Below are 22,112 nucleotides of genomic sequence, written 5' to 3'. Positions count from 1 at the left end.
TCCTTATTGCTCGCCCCCACCACCCCGCTTGCCAATGTTGCACTTTCTACAACAAAAAAGCCATCTACCCCCTGCAATCCCGGGCTATATTGTACAAAGTACAATCATTTCAGCCCAGTTGGCCCGAAATCTGCCGATTTCAGCCCTTAATGCTGCACAATGTGCAACATAGAAAGGGCTGAAAACGAAAAAACAGCCATAATGTTGCACAAAGTACAACATACAACATACAAAGAGACCGTCTGGCAAAAGGCAGCCAAGACGGTCTTTCCATTTCACGCCAGCGCAGGCTTTTCCAGCTTGGCAATAAAAGCAGCGGCGGCGGTCGACAAAGGCATATTCCGCAAAGTAATAATGCCGATCTTCGTCGAGGGGATCGCAACATCCAAGTTCACTTCAAACAAGCTGCCCTCGGCGAGTTCCTTCGCGACGAACTCCTTCGTTACGAAGGAGACGCCGAAGCCGATCTTCGCGAACTCAATCAGCAAATCCACGCTGCCCAGCTCGATTTCCGGCTCCAGCTGCAAGCCGTGATCGCTGAACAGACGCGTGACGAACTTGCGCGAGGAGCTGTTGCTGGAAAACAAAATGACCGGGTATTCCAGCAGATCGGCAAGGGTTGCCTTTTTCAGCGTAAGCTCCCGGTATTTTGGCCCCGTAACAAAGCAGTCTTGGATCGTGATCCCTTCGCGCACCTGCAGCTGCTCGTCATGTATGGGGGTTCTCACGATACCGATATCGATTTTGCCTTCCTTCAAATGCTTCACGATTTCCGGCGTCGTACCGTGTACCAAATTAATCTGGACATGCGGATACTGTTCGTGAAACGCTTCCAAAAAAGGGAGGAGGTAGTGCTTGCACAAGGAGTCGCTGCCGCCGATTTTAATTTCCCCGCTTGAGAAATTACGAAGCTCGCTCAGTTTTTCCTCGGCAAGCGAAATAAAGTTGTACGCCTGCTCAATATAAGAGTACAGCACAGAACCTTCCTTCGTAAGCTCCACACCCTTGGACGTACGGGCAAAGAGCTGAAGCCCCAGGCATTCCTCCAACAGCTTGATGGAATGGGAGACGCTCGGCTGAGTAATATACAGCTCTTTGGCTGCTTTGGATAAGGAGCCTGATCGCGCGGTCAAATAAAACACTTTATACAGCTCAAAATTCACCATATAGACACCCTCTATAGCAAGTATTGAAACTATCAATTATTTGAATGCTCTAACTATCCTTATAATAAAGAGTATCAGCAACAAAAATCAACCAATTGATGGAGGGGTCCTCTTTTGAATCAGACAACTGTTGGTATTGAAGAGTTAAGCATCAACACCATTCGCACACTGACGATTGACGCTGTCGAGAAAGCCGCGATGGGTCATCCCGGCATGCCGATGGGTGCCGCTCCTATGGCCTATGCCCTATGGACACAGCATCTCAAACATAATCCTGCCGATGCCAAATGGGTGGACCGCGATCGTTTCGTGCTTTCAGCCGGACATGGCTCGATGCTGCTATACAGCCTGCTGCACTTGAGCGGTTATGGTTTAACACTGGAAGACATCAAAGAATTCCGCCAGTGGGGCAGCCTTACGCCCGGACATCCGGAATTCGGCCATACTGTTGGCGTAGAAGCTACTACAGGGCCGCTTGGCCAAGGCGTAGCGATGGCTGTCGGCATTGCGATAGCTGAAGCGCATCAAGCTGCGATCTATAATAAACCGAACTTCCCGATTGTCGATCATTATACGTATGCGATTTGCGGGGATGGCGATTTGATGGAAGGTGTTTCTTCGGAGGCTGCTTCCTTGGCTGGACACTTGAAATTGGGTAAGCTAATCGTGCTTTATGATTCCAACGACATTTCGCTTGACGGAGATTTGAACATGTCTTTCTCCGAGAACGTGAAGACACGAATGGAATCTTACGGCTGGCAGTACCTGCGCGTAGAGGAGCAAAACAATGTCGAGGCGATTTCCGCCGCAATCGCAGAAGGCAAGGCGGACACAAGCCGTCCGACGCTGATTGAGATCAAAACAACGATCGGCTACGGTTCCCCGAACAAAGCCGGCAAAGGCGGCCACGGCGGCACGCACGGCTCGCCGCTCGGCAAAGAAGAGCTGCTCCTGACGAAGCAGGCGCTGGGCTGGCCGCTGGAGCCGGATTTCCACGTTCCGGCTGAGGTTTACGAGCACTTCGCTCACTTCAAGCAGCTGGGCGCAGAAGCCCAAACAGGCTGGGAGCTCCTGTGGAGCAGCTATCAGGCTGCTTATCCCGAGCTCGCTCAGCAGTTCGAGCTTGCAAGCAGCGGCGACCTTCCGGCGGACTGGAATGCCGATGTGCCGCGTTTTACACCGGAGAGCGGCGCTATCTCGACGCGCACCGCGTCCGGCAAAGTGCTTAACGGCTTGGCGAAGCGGGTTCCTCAGCTGGTGGGCGGCTCGGCCGACCTGGCGAGTTCCAACTTCACCATGCTGAACGACGCTGCGGCATTCAGCGCCGCGGACTACAGCGGCCGCAACTTCTGGTTCGGCGTCCGGGAATTCGCCATGGGCGCAGCGCTGAACGGCATGCTGCTGCACGGCGGACTGCGCGTCTTCGGCGGTACGTTCCTCGTGTTCAGCGATTACTTGCGCGGTGCGATCCGTTTGTCCGCGCTCATGAAGCTGCCTGTTGCGTACGTGTTCACGCACGACAGCATCGCTGTCGGCGAGGACGGCCCGACGCATCAACCGATCGAGCAGATCCCGTCCCTGCGGATGATTCCGGATCTGACGCTGTTCCGTCCTGCGGACGCGAACGAAACGGCAGCGGCTTGGGAGTACGTCATGCAAGCCAAAGAAGGCCCGTTCGTCTTTGCCTTGTCCCGTCAAAACTTGCCGGTACTGCCTGGCACGGATCAGCTTGCTTATGCCCATATTCATCAAGGCGCTTACGTATTGGCTGAGGCCGCTTCTGGAGCAGCGCCGGATGTTCAGCTCATCGCAACAGGTTCCGAAGTCGCCTTGGCACTTGACGTGAAGAAACAGTTGGAGCAATATGGAATTGGTGCAAATGTCATTTCCATGCCGAGCCGTGAGCTGTTTGAGCAGCAATCTTTGGACGTGCAGCAGGCGGTTCTTCATCCGAATGCAAAAGCAAATGTCGTTATCGAGATGGCATATCCTGCCGGATGGGAAGACATTACGGGAGGCAAAGGCTTCGTCGTGGGCATCCGCAAGTTCGGAGCATCCGCGAAGGCAGATCGCGTCATTCGTGAATATGGCTTTACGGCCGAAGCAATCGTACAACAAATCAAACAGAAGTATTTCCAAGATTAACCCGCAGAGGGAGAAAAGGTAGGGATACAGAATGAAATTGTTTATCGACACAGCCAATGTAGAAGAAATTCGCAAAGCACACGCTTTAGGTGTAGTTGCAGGCGTAACGACCAATCCTTCGCTTATTGCCAAAGAAGGCAGAGATTTCTTCGAAACCGTGAAAGAAATCATCTCCATCGTCGGTGATGTTCCGATTAGCGCTGAAGTTGTTTCCTTGAAAGCAGATGAAATGGTGGAGCAAGGGAAAAAGCTGGCTGAGCTTAGCCCGAATGTCGTCATCAAGCTGCCAATGACGCTCGATGGCCTTCAAGCGACCAGCGCATTCAGAGCATTGGGAATTCCAACGAACGTCACGTTGATCTTCTCCTCGACGCAAGCGCTGCTTGCTGCGCGCGCAGGCGCAACATTTGTTTCGCCATTTATCGGACGTTTGGACGATATTAACCAAATCGGGATGAACCTGATCAAGGAAATCAGCCAAATTTTCCAAGTACACAACATCAAATCCGAAATTATCGCTGCCAGCGTCCGTCACTCCGCACACGTGATTGAAGCCGCGCTTGCAGGGTCCCATATTGCAACGGTGCCTTACAAAGTTATCGAATCCATGAGCAAACATCCGCTTACTGACGCGGGTATTGAGAAGTTCTTGGCCGACTGGGAAGGCGCAAATCAAAAAACGTTCTAATACCCTTTGAGTTAAAAGATTCGCTTTGTATAAAGCGGGTCTTTTTTCTCGATATAGACTATAGTACTTGTAGGATTATTATTCTATTTCATGCATCGAAGGAGACCGTTTCAAATGATTATTAGCGATTTAAAACATTTCGAACAAGAGCGCCATCTGTGGCCTCCGGCGATAGGGCGGGGGATCGATTACATTGTGAGCCGCAATTTGGCTGAGGCTGAGGCCGGGAGATACGATTTGGAAGGCGATAACGGCCATCTGATGTTTGCCAACGTACAGGAAGTTGTTACCTGTCCTGCGGAGGAACAATTGCCGGAATCCCACAAGGTATATACGGATATTCAGTTTCTGGTCAGCGGCGAAGAGAAAATTTGTTTCTACAAGCTGCATCCGGACGCGAAAGTGATCGATAACAAATTCGATTCCCATGATATCGCATTCTACGAAACGGATCCTGCCCAGCACGAGACAGGCATTCTTTTGAAACCAGGCATGTTCGCGGTATGCTTTCCGTCGGATATTCACCGGCCGAACTGCTCCATTACCGAGGCGAGCGCTAACAAGAAGATCGTAGTTAAAGTACACAAAGACCTGCTGCAGCTTTAAAAAAGGGTGGCGGAACTACATAAATCAAAAAGGACCGCCCAAGTTATCAACAACTTTAGGACAGTCCTTCTATTTTTATCAAGCTTTGCCCGGCATCATTCTGGCTTCCCGCCATTTGCCAAACCGGTAATAGAGCAGATTCAGCGTTACCGCTACACTGAAGCTGACAGGGAAGCTCCACCAGATCACGTCAAATCCGTATTTGTGGGAGAGCAGCGTAGCGAGAGGGATGCGGACCAGCAGCAGCGCAATAAAGGCTACGACAAGCGGGAACACCACGGAGCCGGCAGAACGGACGACACCCGCCACGACGTTAAAGACGCCAAAAATGATAAACGACCACAACGTTAAATTATTGATGTGTACGCCAAGCGCAATCGCTTTCCCTTCCGGCGGAAGGAACAGCGAGACGACCTCGCGGTTGAACAGTGTCAACAAGGCGACGATCAAGCCTGTCATCGCAATATTGACGCCAACGCCGGTCCAAGTAATGCGGTTTACCCGGTCCCACTTGCCGGCGCCGATGTTCTGGGCGGCCATCGAGGTAACGGCTCCGCCAATGGCCATCGCCGGCATCTGCACATAGCTGGAGATTTGCATCGCAATGCCGAAGGCCGCCGTTGATTCGGAGCCGTACGAATTTACGAGATGCACGAGCAATAAATTGCTGACGGATACGACGACCATGTTTAAGCCCATGGGTACCCCTTTTTGAATCAAGGTGCGAATGATCATCCAATCGATGCGCAGCAGCGGAATATCATCTTTGGTAATCCGCAGAAAATATTTTTTACGATACAAATACATAATGAGCAGCACGAAGCTGATCAATTGAGCGATGAAGGTGGCAACGGCCGAGCCGGCAATGCCCATTTTCGGAAAAGGACCGATCCCGTCAATTAAAATAGGATTCAGGATGACATCCAGTATGGCGGATAGCAGCAAGAAGTAAAAAGGCGTCTTCGCATCGCCGGAACCGCGCAGTATCGCCATAATCAGATTAAAACCGAACATGAACGGAACACCGGCAAAAATAATCCGCGTATAGGTAACCGCAAGGTCCTTCACATCCGGGGGCGTATTCATCCATGTCAAGATGGTAGTGGAAAATAGCAATCCAAATGCGGCCACTATAATAGATAGAATGAAAAAGAAGACCGTACTGGTGCCGACGACTTTTTTGGCCTCATGGGTCTTTTTCGCGCCTAGATTTTGTCCAATCAAGATAACGGCTGCCATGGCGAATCCGAAGATGGAGCTCATTAAAAAGAACATGATGATGTTGGCATTCGAGGTTGCCGCGAGAGCGCCTTCGCCGAGATATTTGCCGATCCACACGGCATTGATAGAGCCATTAAGCGTTTGAAGCACGTTACCTAGCAGAATTGGCAATGAAAATAAGATTAACGTTTTAGTAATCGGACCTTCCGTTAGTGAAGGTCTTGCTTTCGCAGCAGATGTGTTCCCGCTTTCACGCATTGTTACCCTCCTGTGTGTCTGACTTGCCTCCATCTCTTTTTCTTTTATTACTATACCAGTTCCTTCCTCTATCCTAAAATTTTGCGCAAAAGGGCTATCCCACGAGTCTGCTTGAACAGCTTGTAGGATAACCCTATTGGAATGATTGCATGCATTTGCAAGAGTGGGCTATTTCAATATGCGGCGCTCCAGAATAAAAGGACCAAAAGGAATAAAGGCGGCCAGGAAAGCTCCCAGCACGCGCCCGATAGACCAACGATGCAGAAGCGTAACCCAAGCAATGGATAAAAGGTAGAGAACGAATAGAAACCCGTGTGTAATCCCGACAACCATGACGGCTTGAGGCAAATCAAAGGCATATTTGAGCGGCATGGCAATGCCTAACAAAATCAGAAATGAGATTCCTTCAGCCCAACCAACGTAACGCAAGGTGTTCAGAGATCTTTTTAGCAATAGGTGCATCTCCCTTAGACTTATAATTTATTAATTTAGACTATTTTAGAAAAGAAATATGTATGGAGTATGAACAATGTGTTTCAATTGGACACAACCTAGTTTTTTTAGTAGGATAATAGGAATAGTGTAACAATAGCTTCATAGAGGTAGGGGGAAATCAGATGCTTCGTCTTGGTGAGAGAGTCATCTTTATTGCAGATTGTTTAGAACAGAACCTGCCAATCGGCGGATATGGATATATCATTGCTTACGACCGGAATAGCGATAATATTTTCGATTACGTTATTCGCGTGCCGAAAGACAATAAGCACTATTACGTACCTGCTTCGGATATAGAGCTTGAAGAAGTGCTTCTTGAGCAGGAAGCGGCACAAATCGAGAAAGAAGCGTTGATCGATTTCGCGCTGGCTACGAAGAACGAAGAGCTGTTCCGAAGAGTGATGAACGGCGGCGCAAGTCCGGAGCCGGAGAAAGAACGGGACAAAGAAGTGCAGTCCAGAGAAGATTTCATTAAACAAATCGGCCTGAAGGCTTGGATTTAATCCATTATACATGTCACAGAAACCCGCTGAAACAGCGGGTTTTTTCTTTTTTCACAGCGAACGGTTGATAAATTCGGCAAATGGTGGTACATTAATAACCGAACACAAAACTATTTTAGTATTTTAGTTCTGAGGTGCGCGAATGGATGCCAAGAAAAAGTTAATTATGGAATCAGCGAAAAAGTCATTTTCTCTATTCGGTTACAAAGGTACGACGATGGATCAAATCGCCAAGATCGCCGGTGTCGGCAAAGCGACGATCTATACGTTTTTTGCCAATAAAGAAGAGCTTCTGCATGAAATTATCCAGTCGTTAATCGCTGAAATGAAGGCAGTCGCCGAGAAAGCGATCGCGGAGGGAGCGACGTCGTTTGAGAAAATTCACAGCGCGCTCTATGGCGTTCTCGTTTTTCGCAAGGAGCATGAAATGCTTATTCAACTGGCTCACGAGGTGCAGCAATTCGGCAGCACGGTGACGATCGAGGCCATGGCCAGCATTGAGACGGAAGTTGTTCAGTTCATAGCTGAACATATCGAGCGTGCGGTACATAACGGCACGATGAAAAATTGCGAGCCGAAGATGACGGCTTTTATTTTATTCAAGCTGTACGTGGCTTTAGTGTTCGATTGGGAGAAGCAGAATGAGCCTTTGACCGACGAGAAAATTTTGAAGCTGCTGCAAGTGTACTTTGGCAATTTCTTAAATCAGTAAAGGATTAATTTTATTATTTTGTGGAGGGATCTTTTTATGCGTTTTATTCGACCAATGGTTTATTCGGCTATGGCCATCGTCATTGGCACCAGTGCCTTTCTGCTTACGACCAAGTCAGCTACAAGTCAAACCGATGCCGTGAATCAAGTGCATCCTACGGCTTATATAGAAACGAACGAGGTGAGCGCCAGCTTTAAGGTAGGCGGCAGAGTTACCGAAATCCTTGTGAAAGAAGGGGATACGGTGAAAAAAGGGCAGGTGCTTGCCCGTCTGCAGAGCGCCGAGATTGAAGCGAAGGTTGCGCAGGCCAAAGCCGCTGTCGCGCTAGCTCAAGGCAAAATCGCGGAAGCGCAAGGCGCGACGGCTACAGCGGAAGCGAAGAAGCAGCAGGGCATTGCGGGCGTGAACGTGACGGCGGATACCGCCGAGCAGCAGGTCGCACAGGCCCAAGCTGCGGTGAACGCCGCGCAAGCGAAGGTGGATGCGCTGAAGAACGGCGCGCGCCCGGAAGAGAAGAAGCAGGCCGAGATTCAATTTCAGGCGGCTTCCGAAGTGTATGCGATCGCCGAGCAGAATTTGAACCGGATGAATGCGATGCTGGCGCAAGGCCTTGTCTCGCAAGCGGACGTAGACAAAGTGAAGGTCAGCTACGAAGAAGCGAAGACCAAGCGCGATCTGGCGCAGCAGCAGTTGAACATGGCGAATCAGGGGCCGCGCGAGGAGGAGATTCGCGGAGCGGAAGCGCTGCTTGAGCAAGCGCAAGCATCTTTGAAGCTGGCTGAAGCTAACCGCGGGACGGTGAAGGTAAGACAAGGCGATGTTGCCGCAGCGGACGCAGCTGCACAGCAAGCCCAAGGTGCGGTCAAATCCGCGCAGTCCGGCGAACAGCAAGCGCAAGCCGCTCAGCTGGAAGCAGAGACTTATTTGAGCTATACCGAGCTGCTGGCACCGGCGGACGGGGTCGTATTGTCCCAATCCGCGCAAGTCGGCGAGCTTGTGGGCTCAGGGTTCCCCGTTTTTTCTATGGAATCGTCAGAGAAGCGTTGGGCAAAGTTTTACTTGCCGGAAACGTCGATTGCCGGACTTAAAGCAGGGAACAAAATCAGCATGACGATGGTATCAACGGGCGAGAAAGTCGTAGGTACCGTAACGAACGTGGCGGCAGCGCCGGATTTTGCCATTAAGAAAGCAACCCAAACCTCAGGTGAAACGGATATCCGTTCCTTTGGAATCAAAATCGAACTAGGCACATTGCCAGACACGGCCACGACCGGCATGACCCTGCAATGGAACGGTAAAACGGAAGGATGATGAAAGAGATGGATCTTCGGATTGGCAAGCTGATAACGGAAGAATGGATGCACATTCTGAAGGACCGGCGTCTTTTTCTGATCTTGTTCTTCGTTCCGGTCATGTATACCGTGCTTTTCGGTTCTATTTACGTCCACCACAAAGTGACGGAGATGGCGACAGTAGTGATCGATGAAGACCAGAGCCCGCTCAGCCGTCAGATCATTCAAGCTTTCGAGCAGAGCGAGACGTTCGAGATTAAGAAGGAGTATCACTCGGAAGAAGAAGTGAAGCGGGCTCTGGAGACAGGGGAAGCAAAGGTGGGTCTCATTATTCCTTCGAATTTTGAAGCAAAGCTGAAGCATGGCGAGACGCTGCCGCTCCTTACGCTGATTGACGGCAGCAATATGATGATCTCGAACTCGGCAACCAAAGGCGCGAACGAAGTGATTACGACGTTCAGCATGGGATTCTCGCAGAAAAAGCTGCAAATGCAGCAAGGACTCCAGAACGAGCAGGTCATGAACACTCTTTCGCCGATTCCGTACCGGTATCGCATTATGTATAACTCTACGTTTAACTACAGTGACTTTATGCTGTACGGTCTTGTTGGCGCTATTTTGCAGCAAGTGTTATTTCTCGGTATTGCTTTAACGATTACAAGGGAGAAAGATGCGGGTACGTGGCAGCGTTTTGAGGCTTGGAAAAGAAACCCGTGGCGCATCGCGTACGCGAAGACGGCCCCTTATTTCTTAATCAATCTTTTCAACACGTCCGTCACCTTTGTTATTGCTTTATATGCCTTCGGCGCGCCGATGTACGGCAGCTTGCTTGTCGGTTTGGCGATTATTCTTAGCTTTACCTTTGCGGTCAGCGGGATCGGTTATCTCATCAGCTTGTTCTCGGGCAATCAGCTCGGGGCTACGCAAACCGCCATGCTTATCGCTGTGCCGTCTTTCATGCTTTCGGGCTTCACTTGGCCGTTCGAGGCAATGCCTAAAGCGCTGCAGGTGTTCGGCCACATGCTGCCCCTCACGTATTTCCTGGACGGGGTGCGCAATGTGTTCGTGAAGGGGAATGATTTCTCGGTCATTTGGCATGATTGCGTCGCACTTATTTTCACTGGAGCTCTGACGTATTTCATTGCGATGCTGTTAACGCGTTTTGTTGTCTTTTCGAAAAAGAAAGCATCCGCTGCTCAGCCTGCACTGTCGTCCGGCACCAATCTCACCGTATAACCTTTAAGGAAGGAAGCGATTTTTTTGAAAAAAACGCTCATAAGTTTCTCTACAGCTATGTTACTCCTTTCCAGCTCAGTCTTGGCTTACGCGGATTCGGTTCAGGATCCCGATCAAAATGTTTACGTGAACGTGGATATCCTGGAAACCGTTTCCTCCGTTGATTTGGATTATGTGCTGAATAAAGCGCTGAAAGATTCCCATAACCTGGCGATGCTCACGCTCAAATATGCCGCCCAAGGCAGCAAAAAAGGGGACCTTGAGGAGCAAATGGATGCCATGGGTTCGGCATCTTTGACGCCGGGTCACCTGCCAAGCACACCTGCGGAGGTCACCAATACGGGAAATCCGCTCCTGCCTAATCTTACAGATCCAACCGATATTGCCTGGACTGTGATGCAAAATAATGCCATGAACCAGATGATGCAGGGAATGGGCGCTCTTGCCGGGGGCATGAACGCGATCATTTCCTCCCAACGGGCGCAAATGAGAACGGCGGCGCATCAGCTCGGGACCGATCAGCGCAATTCGCTGCTGCAAACCGATGAAGCGAAAGCCGGCATTCGCCTGCAAACGATCGCGCAATACGTGCAGCTGTTGGGCCAGCAAAAGCAGCTTGCTTTCATGAACAAGTACGAAGGCGTGATGGAGAAGGAGCTGCTGCGCGCAACGCTGCTCTCGCAGCAGGGCTTGGCCTCCTCGGAGGATGTGCTGACGGCGCAGAAGGCCATTAACAAGCAGAAGGACGATACCGCTGTTTTGCTGAACAATTATCGCTTAGGGCTTGTGCAGCTTTCGACCGATATCGGAATTTCTTATGATCCTAACTTAGTGCTTAAAGATATTGACGCTATTTCGGTCCAGCCCGTCGCAGAAACGGACACGATGACTTTATTGAAATCCTCGTACCAAATGAAAGCTTCCGGCAATAACATGGACGAAGCGGTATGGGAAACGGGGCATACAGTAACCCAGAACACTTACGGGGAGACGTATTTGGGCGTTAATTTGGCGATCACCGGCCAGAAGAACGAGCAAACGAAGCTCGAACTGACGAAAAAAATCCAATCTACGTATAACGATGCCAAAAATGCATATACCGCAGTCCTTACGGAGCAGCGGAATCTGACTGACGTGCAGGCGGATTTGCAGAAAATGAAATTTCGGTACGACGTAGGCGTCATCTCCAAACATGATCTGAACAAGTTTCAGCTAAAAGTGGATCAGAACGAAACGTCGCTGGCCGCAGCCAAGCTCAAATACTATGTGCTGAATGAAAAAGCGAAGGCCATGGATACAGGATTCATCCAATAAATAATTTTCCTCAATAACCACAGTTCCTTATTCGCAGGGGTTCCCCGGAACCTTTGCCGCAAGGGAGCTGTGGTTATTTCTGGATTGAGTTCACAAATTATCTGGGATATAATGAAAAGAATGACTAAATGCCGATCAAAGGGGTGTAGAAAACTTGAGCATTACCAGAAAAGATGTCGATCATGTCGCAAAGTTGGCTAGACTCGATCTAAGCGAGAATGAGAAAGAACTGTTTACCGGACAGCTTAATGCCATTTTAAAATATGCAGAGCAGTTGAACGGTTTGAATACGGAAGGAGTTGCTCCAACGAGCCACGCCATGCCGTTAGTCAACGTGATGCGGGAAGACGTCGTTACGCCGTCGCTGCCGATTGAGAAAGTCATGGCGAACGCACCCGATCAAGAAGACGGGCAATTCAAAGTTCCGGCTGTTTTAGAATAGAGAACCATATGAAAGGGAGTGCCTGTCGTTGTCTTTGTTTGATCTAAACCTACAACAAATTCACGCGAAGCTTCAAGGCAAAGAGATTACCGTTGCCGATCTCGTGGATCAATCCTATACAAGAATTGGGCAAGTGGAAAGCAAGGTTCGCGCTTTCCTTACCTTAGATGAAGAGAATGCGAGACAAGCTGCGGCCAAATTGGACGAGCAGCTCGCGAGCGGCCATGCGCGTGGCGACTTATTCGGTCTTCCTATCGGGATCAAGGACAACATGGTCACCGAAGGACTAAGAACGACTTGCGCCAGCAAGTTTTTATCGAATTACAACCCGATCTATGACGCTACCGTTGTCAGCAAGCTGAAGAACGCTCAAACCGTGACCATCGGCAAGCTGAACATGGATGAGTTTGCGATGGGCGGCTCGAACGAGAACTCCGCCTTTCATCCGACCCATAATCCGTGGAACACGGATTATGTGCCAGGCGGCTCCAGCGGGGGTTCCGCTGCAGCCGTTGCGGCAGGCGAGGTGTACTTCTCGCTGGGCTCCGACACTGGCGGCTCGATTCGCCAGCCGGCGGCTTACTGCGGCATCGTCGGGCTGAAGCCGACGTACGGCCTTGTGTCCCGCTACGGTCTCGTCGCGTTCGCGTCCTCGCTCGATCAAATCGGGCCGCTGACGAAGAACGTCGAAGACTCCGCCTACCTGCTGCAAGCTATCGCGGGCTACGATGCGAAAGACTCCACTTCTGCGAAAGTGGACATCCCTGATTACCTCAGCGCATTGACAGGAGATGTCAAAGGGCTGCGCATCGGCGTACCGAAAGAATACATGGGCAAAGGCATCGACCCTGCGGTTAAAGAGAAAGTGCTGGAGGCGCTCAAAGTGCTTGAAGGCTTAGGCGCTGTGTGGGAAGAAGTGTCCCTACCGCATTCCGAGTATGCCGTTGCGACGTATTATTTGCTTGCGTCCTCGGAAGCGTCCTCGAACCTCGCCCGTTTTGACGGTATTCGCTACGGCGTTCGTTCGGATAACGCCAACAACCTGCTGGACTTGTATCACTTGTCCCGCAGCGAAGGTTTTGGCCCTGAGGTCAAGCGCCGCATTATGCTTGGCACGTATGCGCTAAGCTCAGGCTACTATGACGCATACTACTTGAAAGCTCAACAAGTCCGCACATTGATCAAGCAGGATTTCGATCAAGTGTTTGAGAAATACGATATCATCATCGGGCCGACGGCGCCTACGCCGGCTTTCAAAATCGGCGAGCAAAGCAGCGATCCGCTCACGATGTATTTGAACGACATCATGACCATTCCGGTCAGCTTGGCGGGGATTCCTGCGATTAGCGTACCTTGCGGATTCGTGAACGAATTTCCGGTTGGCCTGCAGGTCATCGGCAAAGCGCTGGATGAAGCTACCCTTCTGCGTGTAGCCCACGCTTTCGAGCAGCATACTGATCACCATAAGCAGCGCCCGCAATTGTAGGTTCATAGTTCATGAGTAACGAAGGAGGCAGTTATTTTGTCGGCAACAGATACCCAATATGAAACGGTCGTCGGTCTTGAGGTTCACGTTGAGCTTCATACCGCATCCAAAATATTTTGCGGTTGTGCAACTTCATTCGGTGCACCTCCGAATACGAATACATGTCCCGTTTGTTTAGGACACCCGGGCGTTCTGCCCGTGCTGAACCGCCAAGCGGTAGAATATGCCATGAAAGCGGCTATGGCGTTGAATTGCACCATTTCTACGCATAGCAAATTTGACCGCAAAAACTATTTTTATCCGGATTCTCCGGACGCGTATCAAACTTCCCAATACGATCAGCCGATCGGTTTGAACGGATGGGTTGACATCGAAGTGAACGGCGAAACCAAGCGCATTGGCGTGACTCGCGTTCACTTGGAGGAAGATGCGGGCAAACTGACTCACGTGGATGGCGGATATGCCTCGCTCGTTGACTTGAACCGCGCGGGTACGCCGCTCATCGAGATCGTGTCCGAGCCCGATCTGCGTTCGCCTGAGGAAGCCAGAGCCTATTTGGAAAAGCTAAGAGCGATTATGATCTATTGCGACGTGTCCGATGTGAAAATGGAGGAAGGCTCGATGCGCTGCGACGCGAACATCTCCTTGCGTCCATTCGGACAGGAGAAGTTCGGAACGAGAGCCGAGCTGAAGAACATGAACTCGTTCCGCGGCGTACTGAAAGGACTGGAGTACGAGGAATACCGTCAAGCGGACATTCTCCGCAGCGGCGGCGAAGTCGAGCAGGAAACGCGCCGCTGGGATGACGGGCAGGGCAAGACGCTCTCGATGCGCGGCAAAGAGGATGCGCACGATTACCGCTACTTCCCGGATCCGGATCTCGTCAGCCTCTATATCGACGATGCTTGGATAGCAAGCGTCAAAGCCACGATCCCTGAGCTGCCTGATGCGCGCAAAGCGAGATACAGCAGCCAGTACGGCTTGCCGAGCTATGATGCCGACGTCATCACTTCTTCTATGAAACTGGCTGACTTCTTCGAAGAGAGCCTTAACTTTACGCAGGATGCCAAAGCCGTCTCGAACTGGATCATGGGCGATCTGCTCGGTTATTTGAATGCGAACAATCTTGAACTTGCAGATGTCAAAGTGACAGGCAAGGGCTTAGGCGAAATGATCGGCCTGATCGAAAAAGGGACGATTTCCAACAAAATCGCCAAAACCGTATTCAAAGAAATGATCGAATCCGGTAAAGAGCCGCAGAAGATCGTGGAAGAGCAAGGGCTCGTTCAGATCAGCGACGAGGGCGCTATTAAAGCTGTTGTCCAACAAGTTGTTGACAACAGTCCGCAATCGGTTGCCGATTTCAAAGCCGGTAAAGAGAAAGCCGTTGGCTTCTTGGTCGGACAAGTAATGAAAGAAACCAAAGGCAAAGCAAATCCAGGACTGGTCAACAAATTAATTCTGGAGTGCCTGAACAGCAAATGATAAAGTAAAGTGGTGAACCCTTGGCGGTCGCCACTTTTTTTTACATAATAACTACGATCGAGGAGGCTTCCTGCATGACCATACAGCCGCTTTCCTTACATACCAATGAAGATATTTTGCATCTGTTGGCGCTACAAATCGCTTCTTACCGCGTGGAAGCGGATCTGATCGGCTTCGATGACATCCCTCCGCTAAAGGATGGCATCCAGTCCATTCGCGAGGCAGAGGAAACGTTCTACGGCTATTACGTTCATGAGGCAGATGAGAGCAAATTGGTTGGCGCCATTTCCTACTCCCGTGAAGGCTGCGTTATTACGATCTGCCGGATGATGGTCCATCCGGATTATTTTCGGCGCGGAATTGCTAGAGCTTTGCTGCAGCATATACTACAAGATCAAGAAAATAATGGCGCGAAGCTTTTTGTCGTCTCAACCGGTACGGACAATTTACCGGCTATCCAGCTGTATCAAAGCTTTGACTTTACAGCGAAGCGGGTATTCACCGTTCCTCCCGGCGTGTCTTTAACCACCTTTGAGCGGCCGGCGGCAAGCCGTTAACGCTTTATATCATACAATTAACTCTCCACGTCTAGAAGGAGGCTGTTCCTTATGAGTAATCCATGGGTCATCGATCAAGTTCATGTGACCATACGGCTGGTTTTGGCGCTTTTTCTTGGCGGTTTAATCGGGTTTGAACGGGAAGTGAGCTCTCACGCCGCAGGGCTTCGCACGCATATTTTGGTCTGTGTGGGGTCGGCTTTGGTCATGCTGCTTTCCATGTATGGATTTAGCGCTTTTGTCAATGAAGTCAATGTTCGTCTCGATCCGTCGCGTCTAGCGGCGCAAGTTATCAGCGGGATCGGTTTCCTGGGCGCCGGGACGATTATTTTTAACGGGCGGTCCATTACGGGACTGACGACTGCGGCATCCCTTTGGGTCGTGGCGGGAATTGGGCTTGCGGTCGGGGCAGGATTTTATTATCCGGCCGTTTTGGCCTGCTTCATGGTGCTAATTTCCTTGTGGATTCTGAACAAAGTGGAACATAAGTTTTTTAACGGGAAGAAAATACGCATTCTCAAAATTCAGGCAGTCGACCAACCGGGAACACTCGGCCTGATCACTACCCTTTTAGGCAAAGAGAAAGTGGATATTCGCAAAATTACATTAGAGGAGCAAGATAATCCGAATAAGCCGAATCACGTTCAAATTACATTTCATGTGACCATTCCTAAGCCGTCCATCATCGTCTCCGTGCTGGAAGGCATCAACCAAATCGAAGGCGTTAGCGGCGTTACCGTGGAAAAAAGTAAGAATTGAAGGGGTCCTTCCGCGAAAAGCGTCTAAGTGTTAAGACGAAATGAAAGGGGGAAGGCAGGGCATGGACAATTTGACGGATGAGCAGCTGATCGACCGGGTCCGTCAAGGTCATTCCGATGCTTATCGCGTATTGGTAGAGCGGCACAAAAGCTATATTTATACGCTTATCTACCGAATGGTAGGGCATAAGGAAACTGCTGAAGACTTAACCCAGGATGTGTTCGTCAAGCTGTTCCGCTCCTTATCCCATTTCCGAGGGGATGCGAAGTTCACGACTTGGTTATACCGCATGACGACGAATCTGGTGACTGACTTTCGGCGTTCACAGAAGCGCAAGCCCTATGAAGCGCTGCTCGATAAGATGAAGGGCTGGTTTACGGACAGCAGGGAGCAGCCCGAAGAAATCGCGCTGTTGAAAGATGAGCAAGAACGGATGCAGGGGCTGTTATCCGAGCTTCCGGACAAGTACAGATTAATTATGTTTCTGTATCATTATAAGCAGCTTTCTTATCAAGAGATGTCCGAAGCTACAGGGCTGCCCCTGAAAACGCTCGAAACCAGACTATACCGTGGAAAAGCGATGCTCAAAGAAAAATGGTTGGAGGTGAACTCGCATGAATCCCAAACAGCAGGAAGACATCCGGCTCACGCAGCGCCTAAATAAGCTGTTAGACGAGCTGCCGCTGCATGAACCAAGCCCCTTGCTGACGGAACGTATCATGCGCGCTGTCCAAACGGATGAGATTCCCCAGCCGCAAGCGGGCGTTCAGATGTACCGACGGAAAGCTTGGCTCAACGGCTTCGTTGCAACGGCAGCAACCGCGCTCCTTTTCCAATCGGGCATCATCCACAAAATCATGACTATTGATTTGGGGATCATTAAGATCACAACGTATTTGCAGCATTTATCTGAGCGATTATGACAAGAGGATCGGAGGCCTTTCACATGCATATACCAAAAGACAGTTCGCATATCCCCCCGTATACAACGGATTCTTCTTATCCGAACTATGCGCCTTATTTTCCTATGCCTAGGAAGCGCAAGTGGGTTGCAGGGGTATTAGCGTTCATTGTCCCGGGAATCGGACATTTTTACTTAGGGCTCATGCAGCGCGGCGTATTTCTGATGATGATGTTGATCCTGGATATCTTTATCATTACATCGCTAGCCTCTCAGGAGCATACAAGCGTACCGGCGGTTACCCTGTTTGCTTTGTTTATTCCAGTAATTTATTTCTATAACCTCTTTGATGCTCTTCAAATTACGGATTATGTGAACCGGCGCAATGATCTGGGGGATGTTGCAGGGTCTTACGACCATGAGTTCCAAGATCCTTTGCAGAAGCTGATCAAAGGCACCAACATGGGCGTGCTTCTCGTCGTGGCCGGTGTGCTGTTCTTTCTTTTGAGCAATAAGCCGCGGTGGGTTACCGGACTCTTTGATTTTATGGGCTCGTATATGGGGTCTATTGCCCTCGTTCTTGGAGGTTTGGCCCTTTATGTCCTTGATTCACGTAAAAATAAGCACTGACCTGCTCTGAATCCATCAACCATCATTGACAAAAGGGAATGACCACACGTACAATGTAATGTAAGGTTTTATTGACTAACAGCGGGTGGTGTGTTACATGGCAGCACAATTAGAACAGGCTTTAGCTAAATTGAAAACAACAGGTGTTCGAATGACGCCTCAACGTCATGCGATTTTGTCCTATTTGCTGGACTCCATGACGCATCCGACAGCAGATGATATTTACAAGTCCCTTGAATCCAAATTTCCTAACATGAGCGTAGCGACTGTTTACAATAATCTTAAAGTTTTTATTGAATCGGGACTCGTTCGGGAACTGACTTATGGAGACAGCTCGAGTCGCTTTGATGCGGATATGACCGATCATTACCACGCGGTTTGCGAAGTATGCGGCAAGATTGCGGACTTTGAATACCCGCCTCTTCATGATATTGAGAATACCGCTGCCGGACAAACCGGTTTCCAAGTTGGCGGTTATCGGTTAGAGGTCTATGGTGTCTGCCCGGATTGCGCAGGGGTTACAAAGCATTAACTTTCGCAGAATTCCTCATAACCTGTATCTATGTTGTATAATAAAACGTGATCGAACTTTCTCGTACTAACGGGAGGTGAGAGCGCGTTTTTTTCTTTTTATATCGCATAAAGGAAGTGAAAACTTGCAGCAGCGCAAAAGATCGTCAAAGAAAATTCTCCTTATTTGTTCGCTGTTTATCGGTATGTTCGCCGCGGGGGCGGCATCTTACGTATGGGAGCAGCTTGCACCGAATCGTACGAAAGTAGATACCGAATATCATGAATTAAGCAAGCCGGTCTTTTATCAAGGGAATTATTATAAGTTAAGCGCGATTGGTGAAAAAGAGGGACTGAAGCTTCCTCTCGAGCTCATTCAAGAGTGGATCGACCCTTCTATCATATATGAAAAAAGCAGTGATTCCGTCATCATCACAACCAAAGATAAAGTGCTGCGGTTAAAAACGACTGAACTTTCGGCCTTGATGAACGAGAAGCCGATTACCCTGTCTTTTCCGGTTGAGAAGAAAGGAAACGACATTTATGTGCCTATAGAGCCGCTGCGCGAGTTGTATCCTTTTGAGATCAGGGAATCTGAGAAGTCGGGCGCCGTCCTGTTATTTAAAAAAGGGGAAGTGCTCGAATGGGGTAAGCATACGGCCTCCAAAGAAGCGCAGCTGCGTACCTTTGCCTCGATTAAAGCGCCGTTTATCTCCAGTCTTGCGGTAGATGAGCAGGTGATGCTGCTTGGGGAAGAGGGTGAATGGTATCGCGTCCAGCAGCAAACCGGACAGATTGGCTATGTTCGTAAATCGGACATTACGTTCGATCATGAAGAAACGATTCCCGTGCAGGAGCAAACATCAACCTATGTGCCTTGGAAGCCTCCTGCCGGTAAGTTGAATATGACTTGGGAACACGTGATTTCCAAAAATCCCGACACAACCAAACTTGGCGATATGCCGGGCTTGCAAGTCGTCAGTCCGACTTGGTTCTCGCTGGCTGACGGAGAAGGACGCCTGAAAAACTTAGCCGACGCGTCTTACGTCAAATGGGCGCAATCCCGCGATTATCAGGTTTGGGCGTTATTCAGCAACGGTTTTGATCCTGATGTGACCAATAAAGTGTTATCGACCTATGATCGCCGTATGAAAGTGATCAAACAATTGCTTGGGTTTGCTCAGACGTATAAATTGCAAGGCATCAATATCGATTTCGAAAACGTTTATCTCAAAGATAAAGATAATCTCGTCCAATTCGTCCGGGAAATGACGCCTTTTATGCATGAACAAGGCCTAGCCGTGTCCATTGATGTAACGCCGAAATCGACCAATGAGATGTGGTCGGTGTTCTATGACCGTCCGGCACTTGCCGAAGTGGTTGATTATATGATGGTCATGGCCTATGACGAATACTGGGCGACCAGTCCGAAGTCAGGCTCCGTCTCCTCATTGCCATGGACGGAACGTTCCGTGTCTCAGATTTTGAACACGGATAAGGTTCCGCCTTCCAAACTGGTATTGGGCGTGCCATTTTATACGCGGCAATGGACAGAAGAGATGAAAAACGGCAAACTGACGGCCACTTCCAAAACGTTAACCATGGAAGCCGCTCAGGCCATCATCAAAGATAAAAAGCTAACCCCTGTGTTTCTGCCGGATACCGGACAAAACTATGTGGAGTACAAAGACGGCGACAAGCTTATCCGCATTTGGCTGGAGGATGAGACCTCGATCAAAGCGCGGCTGGATCTCGTCAAAAAGTACGATTTGGCCGGAGTGGCCACTTGGCGAAGAGGCTTTGAGCAATCGTCGATGTGGAAAGTGATCCAGGATGGATTATCGCCGGCCTCGCCGTAAAATCAGAAAAAGCCGAACCCTGAATAAGGGAACGGCTTTTTCTGATCTTATGCGCTCAATGAGGCTTATGCTCATGATCTCTGTTCGGTTCGATTGGAACGGCTTGTCCGGCGGCAGTTTCGTTCTCGGCTGTCGGCTGGAACTGAGGATCGACAGTGAGTATCGTTTTGCAGAACATGCAGCGATCCGTTTTCCCCAGCATTTTCGTTCTTCTTCCGCATTCCGGACAATCCAGAGAAATCGCTGACGTGGAGAGCATGCCAGCCCAGAAGTAGATGCCCATACTAACCAACATGGAAACCATCCCGATAATCATAAAGATGACAGCAATGATACGGCCTGCTTTTCCCCAGTCAAAAACGACCCCCGCTAAACCTATAATCATAAGCAGCATGCCGCCCATCGTTAGCGCAAGACCCCACAAGCGAAATTCGTTAACTTTACTTGATCTGAAACGCACGTGTTGTTCCCCCCATAATTTGCTATCAGTTTTGTATGATTTGTCACAGAATACAGCAGGAAACTCCTCTTGTGTTGTAGAAATAAGATATAAACAATTGGAGACAGGAGCTTTGGACACCCATGGGAATCGATAAAGAGCAGTTTTTGCTTAAGTTCCGAAATGACAAGCGGATCATTAGCGTCATGGCGGTAGATAATCCTAAGCAACTTCCCTCACTGACAGATGGCTTTGATACACTTCTGCTTATCGTTACGAACGACCTGAGCCTGAACAATCATACTGCTAATTATATAAGAGACGATTCTCGGATACAAGAAAGGTGGGTTGATCCCTCCTCCATTGAACAATGGATACGTCAAGGTCATAACCGAAATATCCTTCACTGGCTGCTAAAAGGGGAGATACTTCTGGATCACAATACGTATTTAGAAGGGCTGCGCCATCGCATACTTGAATTCCCGGCTGATCTGCGTGAGCATAAGCTTCTTGTTGAGTTCTCTCTTTTTCTGCGCAAATATCTTCAAAGCAAAGAGTATATCCTCGATGATCATTTGCTCGATGCCTATAATAATGTTTTAGAAGCTTTGCATCACTGGGCCCGCATTGTCATTATTGAGGACGGCTATCATCCGGAAATTACCGTATGGAGGCAGATTCGCGCGATCAATCCAGGGGTGTACAAGCTGTATGAGGAATTGACGATGAGCAAGGAGACGTTGAAACAACGGGTTCAGCTTGTCTTGCTTGCCTGTGAATTTTCGGTTATGTCCAAAATGGAGAGATGCTGCGAAGCATTTATTCAAGTGCTCAAAGAAAACGATAAGGCGCTGAGTTCGGATGAACTTCAACAGCATGCTCAATTATTAGAAATAAAAACAGAGCTGCCGCTCTTGCTAAACAAGCTCGTCAAAAAAGGTTTGATCAAAGAAGTAGCTGTTCTTTTCGATGAAGAAGCTTCAGAAATCGAGCTGCGATATACAAGCGTATAACGGTAAAATGTAGTGAGAATCAGATGTTATTCTGGTTCTTTTTTTATTTTAAATTTATTGCTTGACTTTGAATGGAATTCTATGATAAATTAACTCTCGCCGCTAAAAACGGTTCACACGATAAGCTAATGAAGTACAAGGTGTTAAGCGAAGCAAGAAAAAAGAAAAATAAAAAAAGCTTGCATTGATTGGCCTAGATGTGATATATTATAAAAGTCGCCGCTAAACGGGTGACGAAAAAAAGAAAGAAATTGATCTTTGAAAACTGAACAACGAGTGAGTAAGCACAGTCGAGCAATCGACTATAAAAGAGATTGTAAAATCTCGCTAGCAAGTCAAATGAGCAAGTCAGATTTTCTTTTATGGAGAGTTTGATCCTGGCTCAGGACGAACGC

At 49.3% G+C, this 22,112-nt stretch carries 23 protein-coding genes; 19 read left to right on the top strand and 4 right to left on the bottom strand.

From position 1 onward, the window contains the following. Window positions 1-275: 275 nt before the first annotated feature. Window positions 276-1,166: a LysR family transcriptional regulator gene (locus AC3WRW_RS30255; protein ID WP_492549926.1), complete on the bottom strand. Its 891-nt coding sequence runs from the start codon at window positions 1,164-1,166 to the stop codon at window positions 276-278. A gap of 114 nt (window positions 1,167-1,280) precedes the next feature. On the opposite strand from AC3WRW_RS30255, the gene tkt reads away from it, so the two are divergent. The 3 genes from tkt (at window position 1,281) to AC3WRW_RS30240 (ending at window position 4,605) form a co-directional block, all read left to right on the top strand. Further along, on the top strand, window positions 1,281-3,311 hold the full coding sequence (gene tkt / locus AC3WRW_RS30250; protein WP_492549925.1) for a transketolase: 2,031 nt from the start codon (window positions 1,281-1,283) through the stop codon (window positions 3,309-3,311). Between the two features lie 31 nt (window positions 3,312-3,342). Further along, window positions 3,343-3,999: a fructose-6-phosphate aldolase gene (gene fsa / locus AC3WRW_RS30245; RefSeq protein ID WP_492549924.1), complete on the top strand. Its 657-nt coding sequence runs from the start codon at window positions 3,343-3,345 to the stop codon at window positions 3,997-3,999. Between the two features lie 114 nt (window positions 4,000-4,113). Further along, window positions 4,114-4,605, top strand: a complete 492-nt coding sequence (locus AC3WRW_RS30240; protein WP_492549923.1) for a NanQ anomerase/TabA/YiaL family protein — start codon at window positions 4,114-4,116, stop codon at window positions 4,603-4,605. A 78-nt stretch (window positions 4,606-4,683) separates the two neighbouring features. Here the strand turns inward: AC3WRW_RS30240 and AC3WRW_RS30235 are convergent, their stop codons facing one another. Continuing rightward, on the bottom strand, window positions 4,684-6,084 hold the full coding sequence (locus AC3WRW_RS30235) for an MATE family efflux transporter (protein WP_492549922.1): 1,401 nt from the start codon (window positions 6,082-6,084) through the stop codon (window positions 4,684-4,686). 168 nt (window positions 6,085-6,252) lie between these two features. Further along, window positions 6,253-6,537 (bottom strand): DUF3817 domain-containing protein, encoded by a 285-nt coding sequence (locus tag AC3WRW_RS30230; RefSeq protein WP_492549921.1) that lies wholly within the window; start codon window positions 6,535-6,537, stop codon window positions 6,253-6,255. Between the two features lie 164 nt (window positions 6,538-6,701). Here AC3WRW_RS30230 and AC3WRW_RS30225 point away from each other — a divergent pair, with 164 nt between their 5' ends. From AC3WRW_RS30225 to AC3WRW_RS30155, 15 genes are all read left to right on the top strand, one after another. After that, window positions 6,702-7,082, top strand: a complete 381-nt coding sequence (locus tag AC3WRW_RS30225; protein ID WP_492549920.1) for an ATPase — start codon at window positions 6,702-6,704, stop codon at window positions 7,080-7,082. 142 nt (window positions 7,083-7,224) lie between these two features. Beyond that, on the top strand, window positions 7,225-7,794 hold the full coding sequence (locus AC3WRW_RS30220) for a TetR/AcrR family transcriptional regulator (protein ID WP_492549919.1): 570 nt from the start codon (window positions 7,225-7,227) through the stop codon (window positions 7,792-7,794). A 36-nt stretch (window positions 7,795-7,830) separates the two neighbouring features. Continuing rightward, complete coding sequence (locus AC3WRW_RS30215) at window positions 7,831-9,105, top strand: HlyD family secretion protein (protein ID WP_492549918.1); 1,275 nt, start codon at window positions 7,831-7,833, stop codon at window positions 9,103-9,105. Further along, entirely contained in the window at window positions 9,102-10,322 is a 1,221-nt protein-coding gene (locus tag AC3WRW_RS30210; RefSeq protein WP_492549917.1) for an ABC transporter permease, read from the top strand. Before AC3WRW_RS30215 ends, AC3WRW_RS30210 begins: the two co-directional genes overlap by 4 nt. A 24-nt stretch (window positions 10,323-10,346) precedes the next feature. Continuing rightward, the gene (locus AC3WRW_RS30205) at window positions 10,347-11,636 is read left to right on the top strand and encodes a TolC family protein (RefSeq protein WP_492549916.1); all 1,290 of its coding nucleotides are present in this window, start codon (window positions 10,347-10,349) and stop codon (window positions 11,634-11,636) included. Between the two features lie 154 nt (window positions 11,637-11,790). Continuing rightward, entirely contained in the window at window positions 11,791-12,078 is a 288-nt protein-coding gene (gatC, locus tag AC3WRW_RS30200) for an Asp-tRNA(Asn)/Glu-tRNA(Gln) amidotransferase subunit GatC (RefSeq protein WP_492549915.1), read from the top strand. 28 nt (window positions 12,079-12,106) lie between these two features. Beyond that, entirely contained in the window at window positions 12,107-13,564 is a 1,458-nt protein-coding gene (gene gatA / locus AC3WRW_RS30195; RefSeq protein WP_492549914.1) for an Asp-tRNA(Asn)/Glu-tRNA(Gln) amidotransferase subunit GatA, read from the top strand. 33 nt (window positions 13,565-13,597) lie between these two features. Next, window positions 13,598-15,049 (top strand): Asp-tRNA(Asn)/Glu-tRNA(Gln) amidotransferase subunit GatB, encoded by a 1,452-nt coding sequence (gene gatB / locus AC3WRW_RS30190; protein ID WP_492549927.1) that lies wholly within the window; start codon window positions 13,598-13,600, stop codon window positions 15,047-15,049. A gap of 74 nt (window positions 15,050-15,123) precedes the next feature. Beyond that, on the top strand, window positions 15,124-15,606 hold the full coding sequence (locus AC3WRW_RS30185; protein WP_492549913.1) for a GNAT family N-acetyltransferase: 483 nt from the start codon (window positions 15,124-15,126) through the stop codon (window positions 15,604-15,606). Between the two features lie 51 nt (window positions 15,607-15,657). Then, entirely contained in the window at window positions 15,658-16,365 is a 708-nt protein-coding gene (locus AC3WRW_RS30180) for an MgtC/SapB family protein (RefSeq protein ID WP_492549912.1), read from the top strand. 61 nt (window positions 16,366-16,426) lie between these two features. Beyond that, window positions 16,427-17,029 (top strand): RNA polymerase sigma factor, encoded by a 603-nt coding sequence (locus AC3WRW_RS30175; RefSeq protein ID WP_492549911.1) that lies wholly within the window; start codon window positions 16,427-16,429, stop codon window positions 17,027-17,029. Beyond that, window positions 16,980-17,288 carry a hypothetical protein gene (locus tag AC3WRW_RS30170; protein WP_492549910.1) on the top strand — a complete coding sequence of 103 codons (309 nt, stop codon included), beginning with the start codon at window positions 16,980-16,982 and terminating at the stop codon, window positions 17,286-17,288. The genes AC3WRW_RS30175 and AC3WRW_RS30170 overlap by 50 nt, the downstream gene beginning before the upstream one ends. A 23-nt stretch (window positions 17,289-17,311) precedes the next feature. Beyond that, window positions 17,312-17,896 (top strand): DUF6677 family protein, encoded by a 585-nt coding sequence (locus AC3WRW_RS30165; RefSeq protein WP_492549909.1) that lies wholly within the window; start codon window positions 17,312-17,314, stop codon window positions 17,894-17,896. A gap of 97 nt (window positions 17,897-17,993) precedes the next feature. After that, a complete protein-coding gene (perR, locus tag AC3WRW_RS30160; protein ID WP_492549908.1) occupies window positions 17,994-18,428 on the top strand; it encodes a peroxide-responsive transcriptional repressor PerR in 435 nt (144 codons plus the stop codon). A gap of 124 nt (window positions 18,429-18,552) precedes the next feature. Next, window positions 18,553-20,265, top strand: coding sequence for a glycosyl hydrolase family 18 protein (locus tag AC3WRW_RS30155; protein WP_492549907.1), 1,713 nt, complete (start codon window positions 18,553-18,555; stop codon window positions 20,263-20,265). A 55-nt stretch (window positions 20,266-20,320) separates the two neighbouring features. Here AC3WRW_RS30155 and AC3WRW_RS30150 read toward each other — a convergent pair whose 3' ends face one another. Further along, a complete protein-coding gene (locus tag AC3WRW_RS30150) occupies window positions 20,321-20,725 on the bottom strand; it encodes a YgzB family protein (protein WP_492549906.1) in 405 nt (134 codons plus the stop codon). Between the two features lie 122 nt (window positions 20,726-20,847). Between AC3WRW_RS30150 and AC3WRW_RS30145 the strand changes: the two genes are divergently transcribed. Further along, window positions 20,848-21,717, top strand: a complete 870-nt coding sequence (locus AC3WRW_RS30145; protein WP_492549905.1) for a nucleotidyltransferase-like protein — start codon at window positions 20,848-20,850, stop codon at window positions 21,715-21,717. Window positions 21,718-22,112 lie beyond the last annotated feature (395 nt).

The sequence above is a fragment of the Paenibacillus sp. FW126-R14 genome (assembly GCF_058789495.1).
The sequence above is the reverse complement of the archived record's forward strand: the minus strand, read 5'-3'. Positions and strand labels throughout refer to the sequence as shown.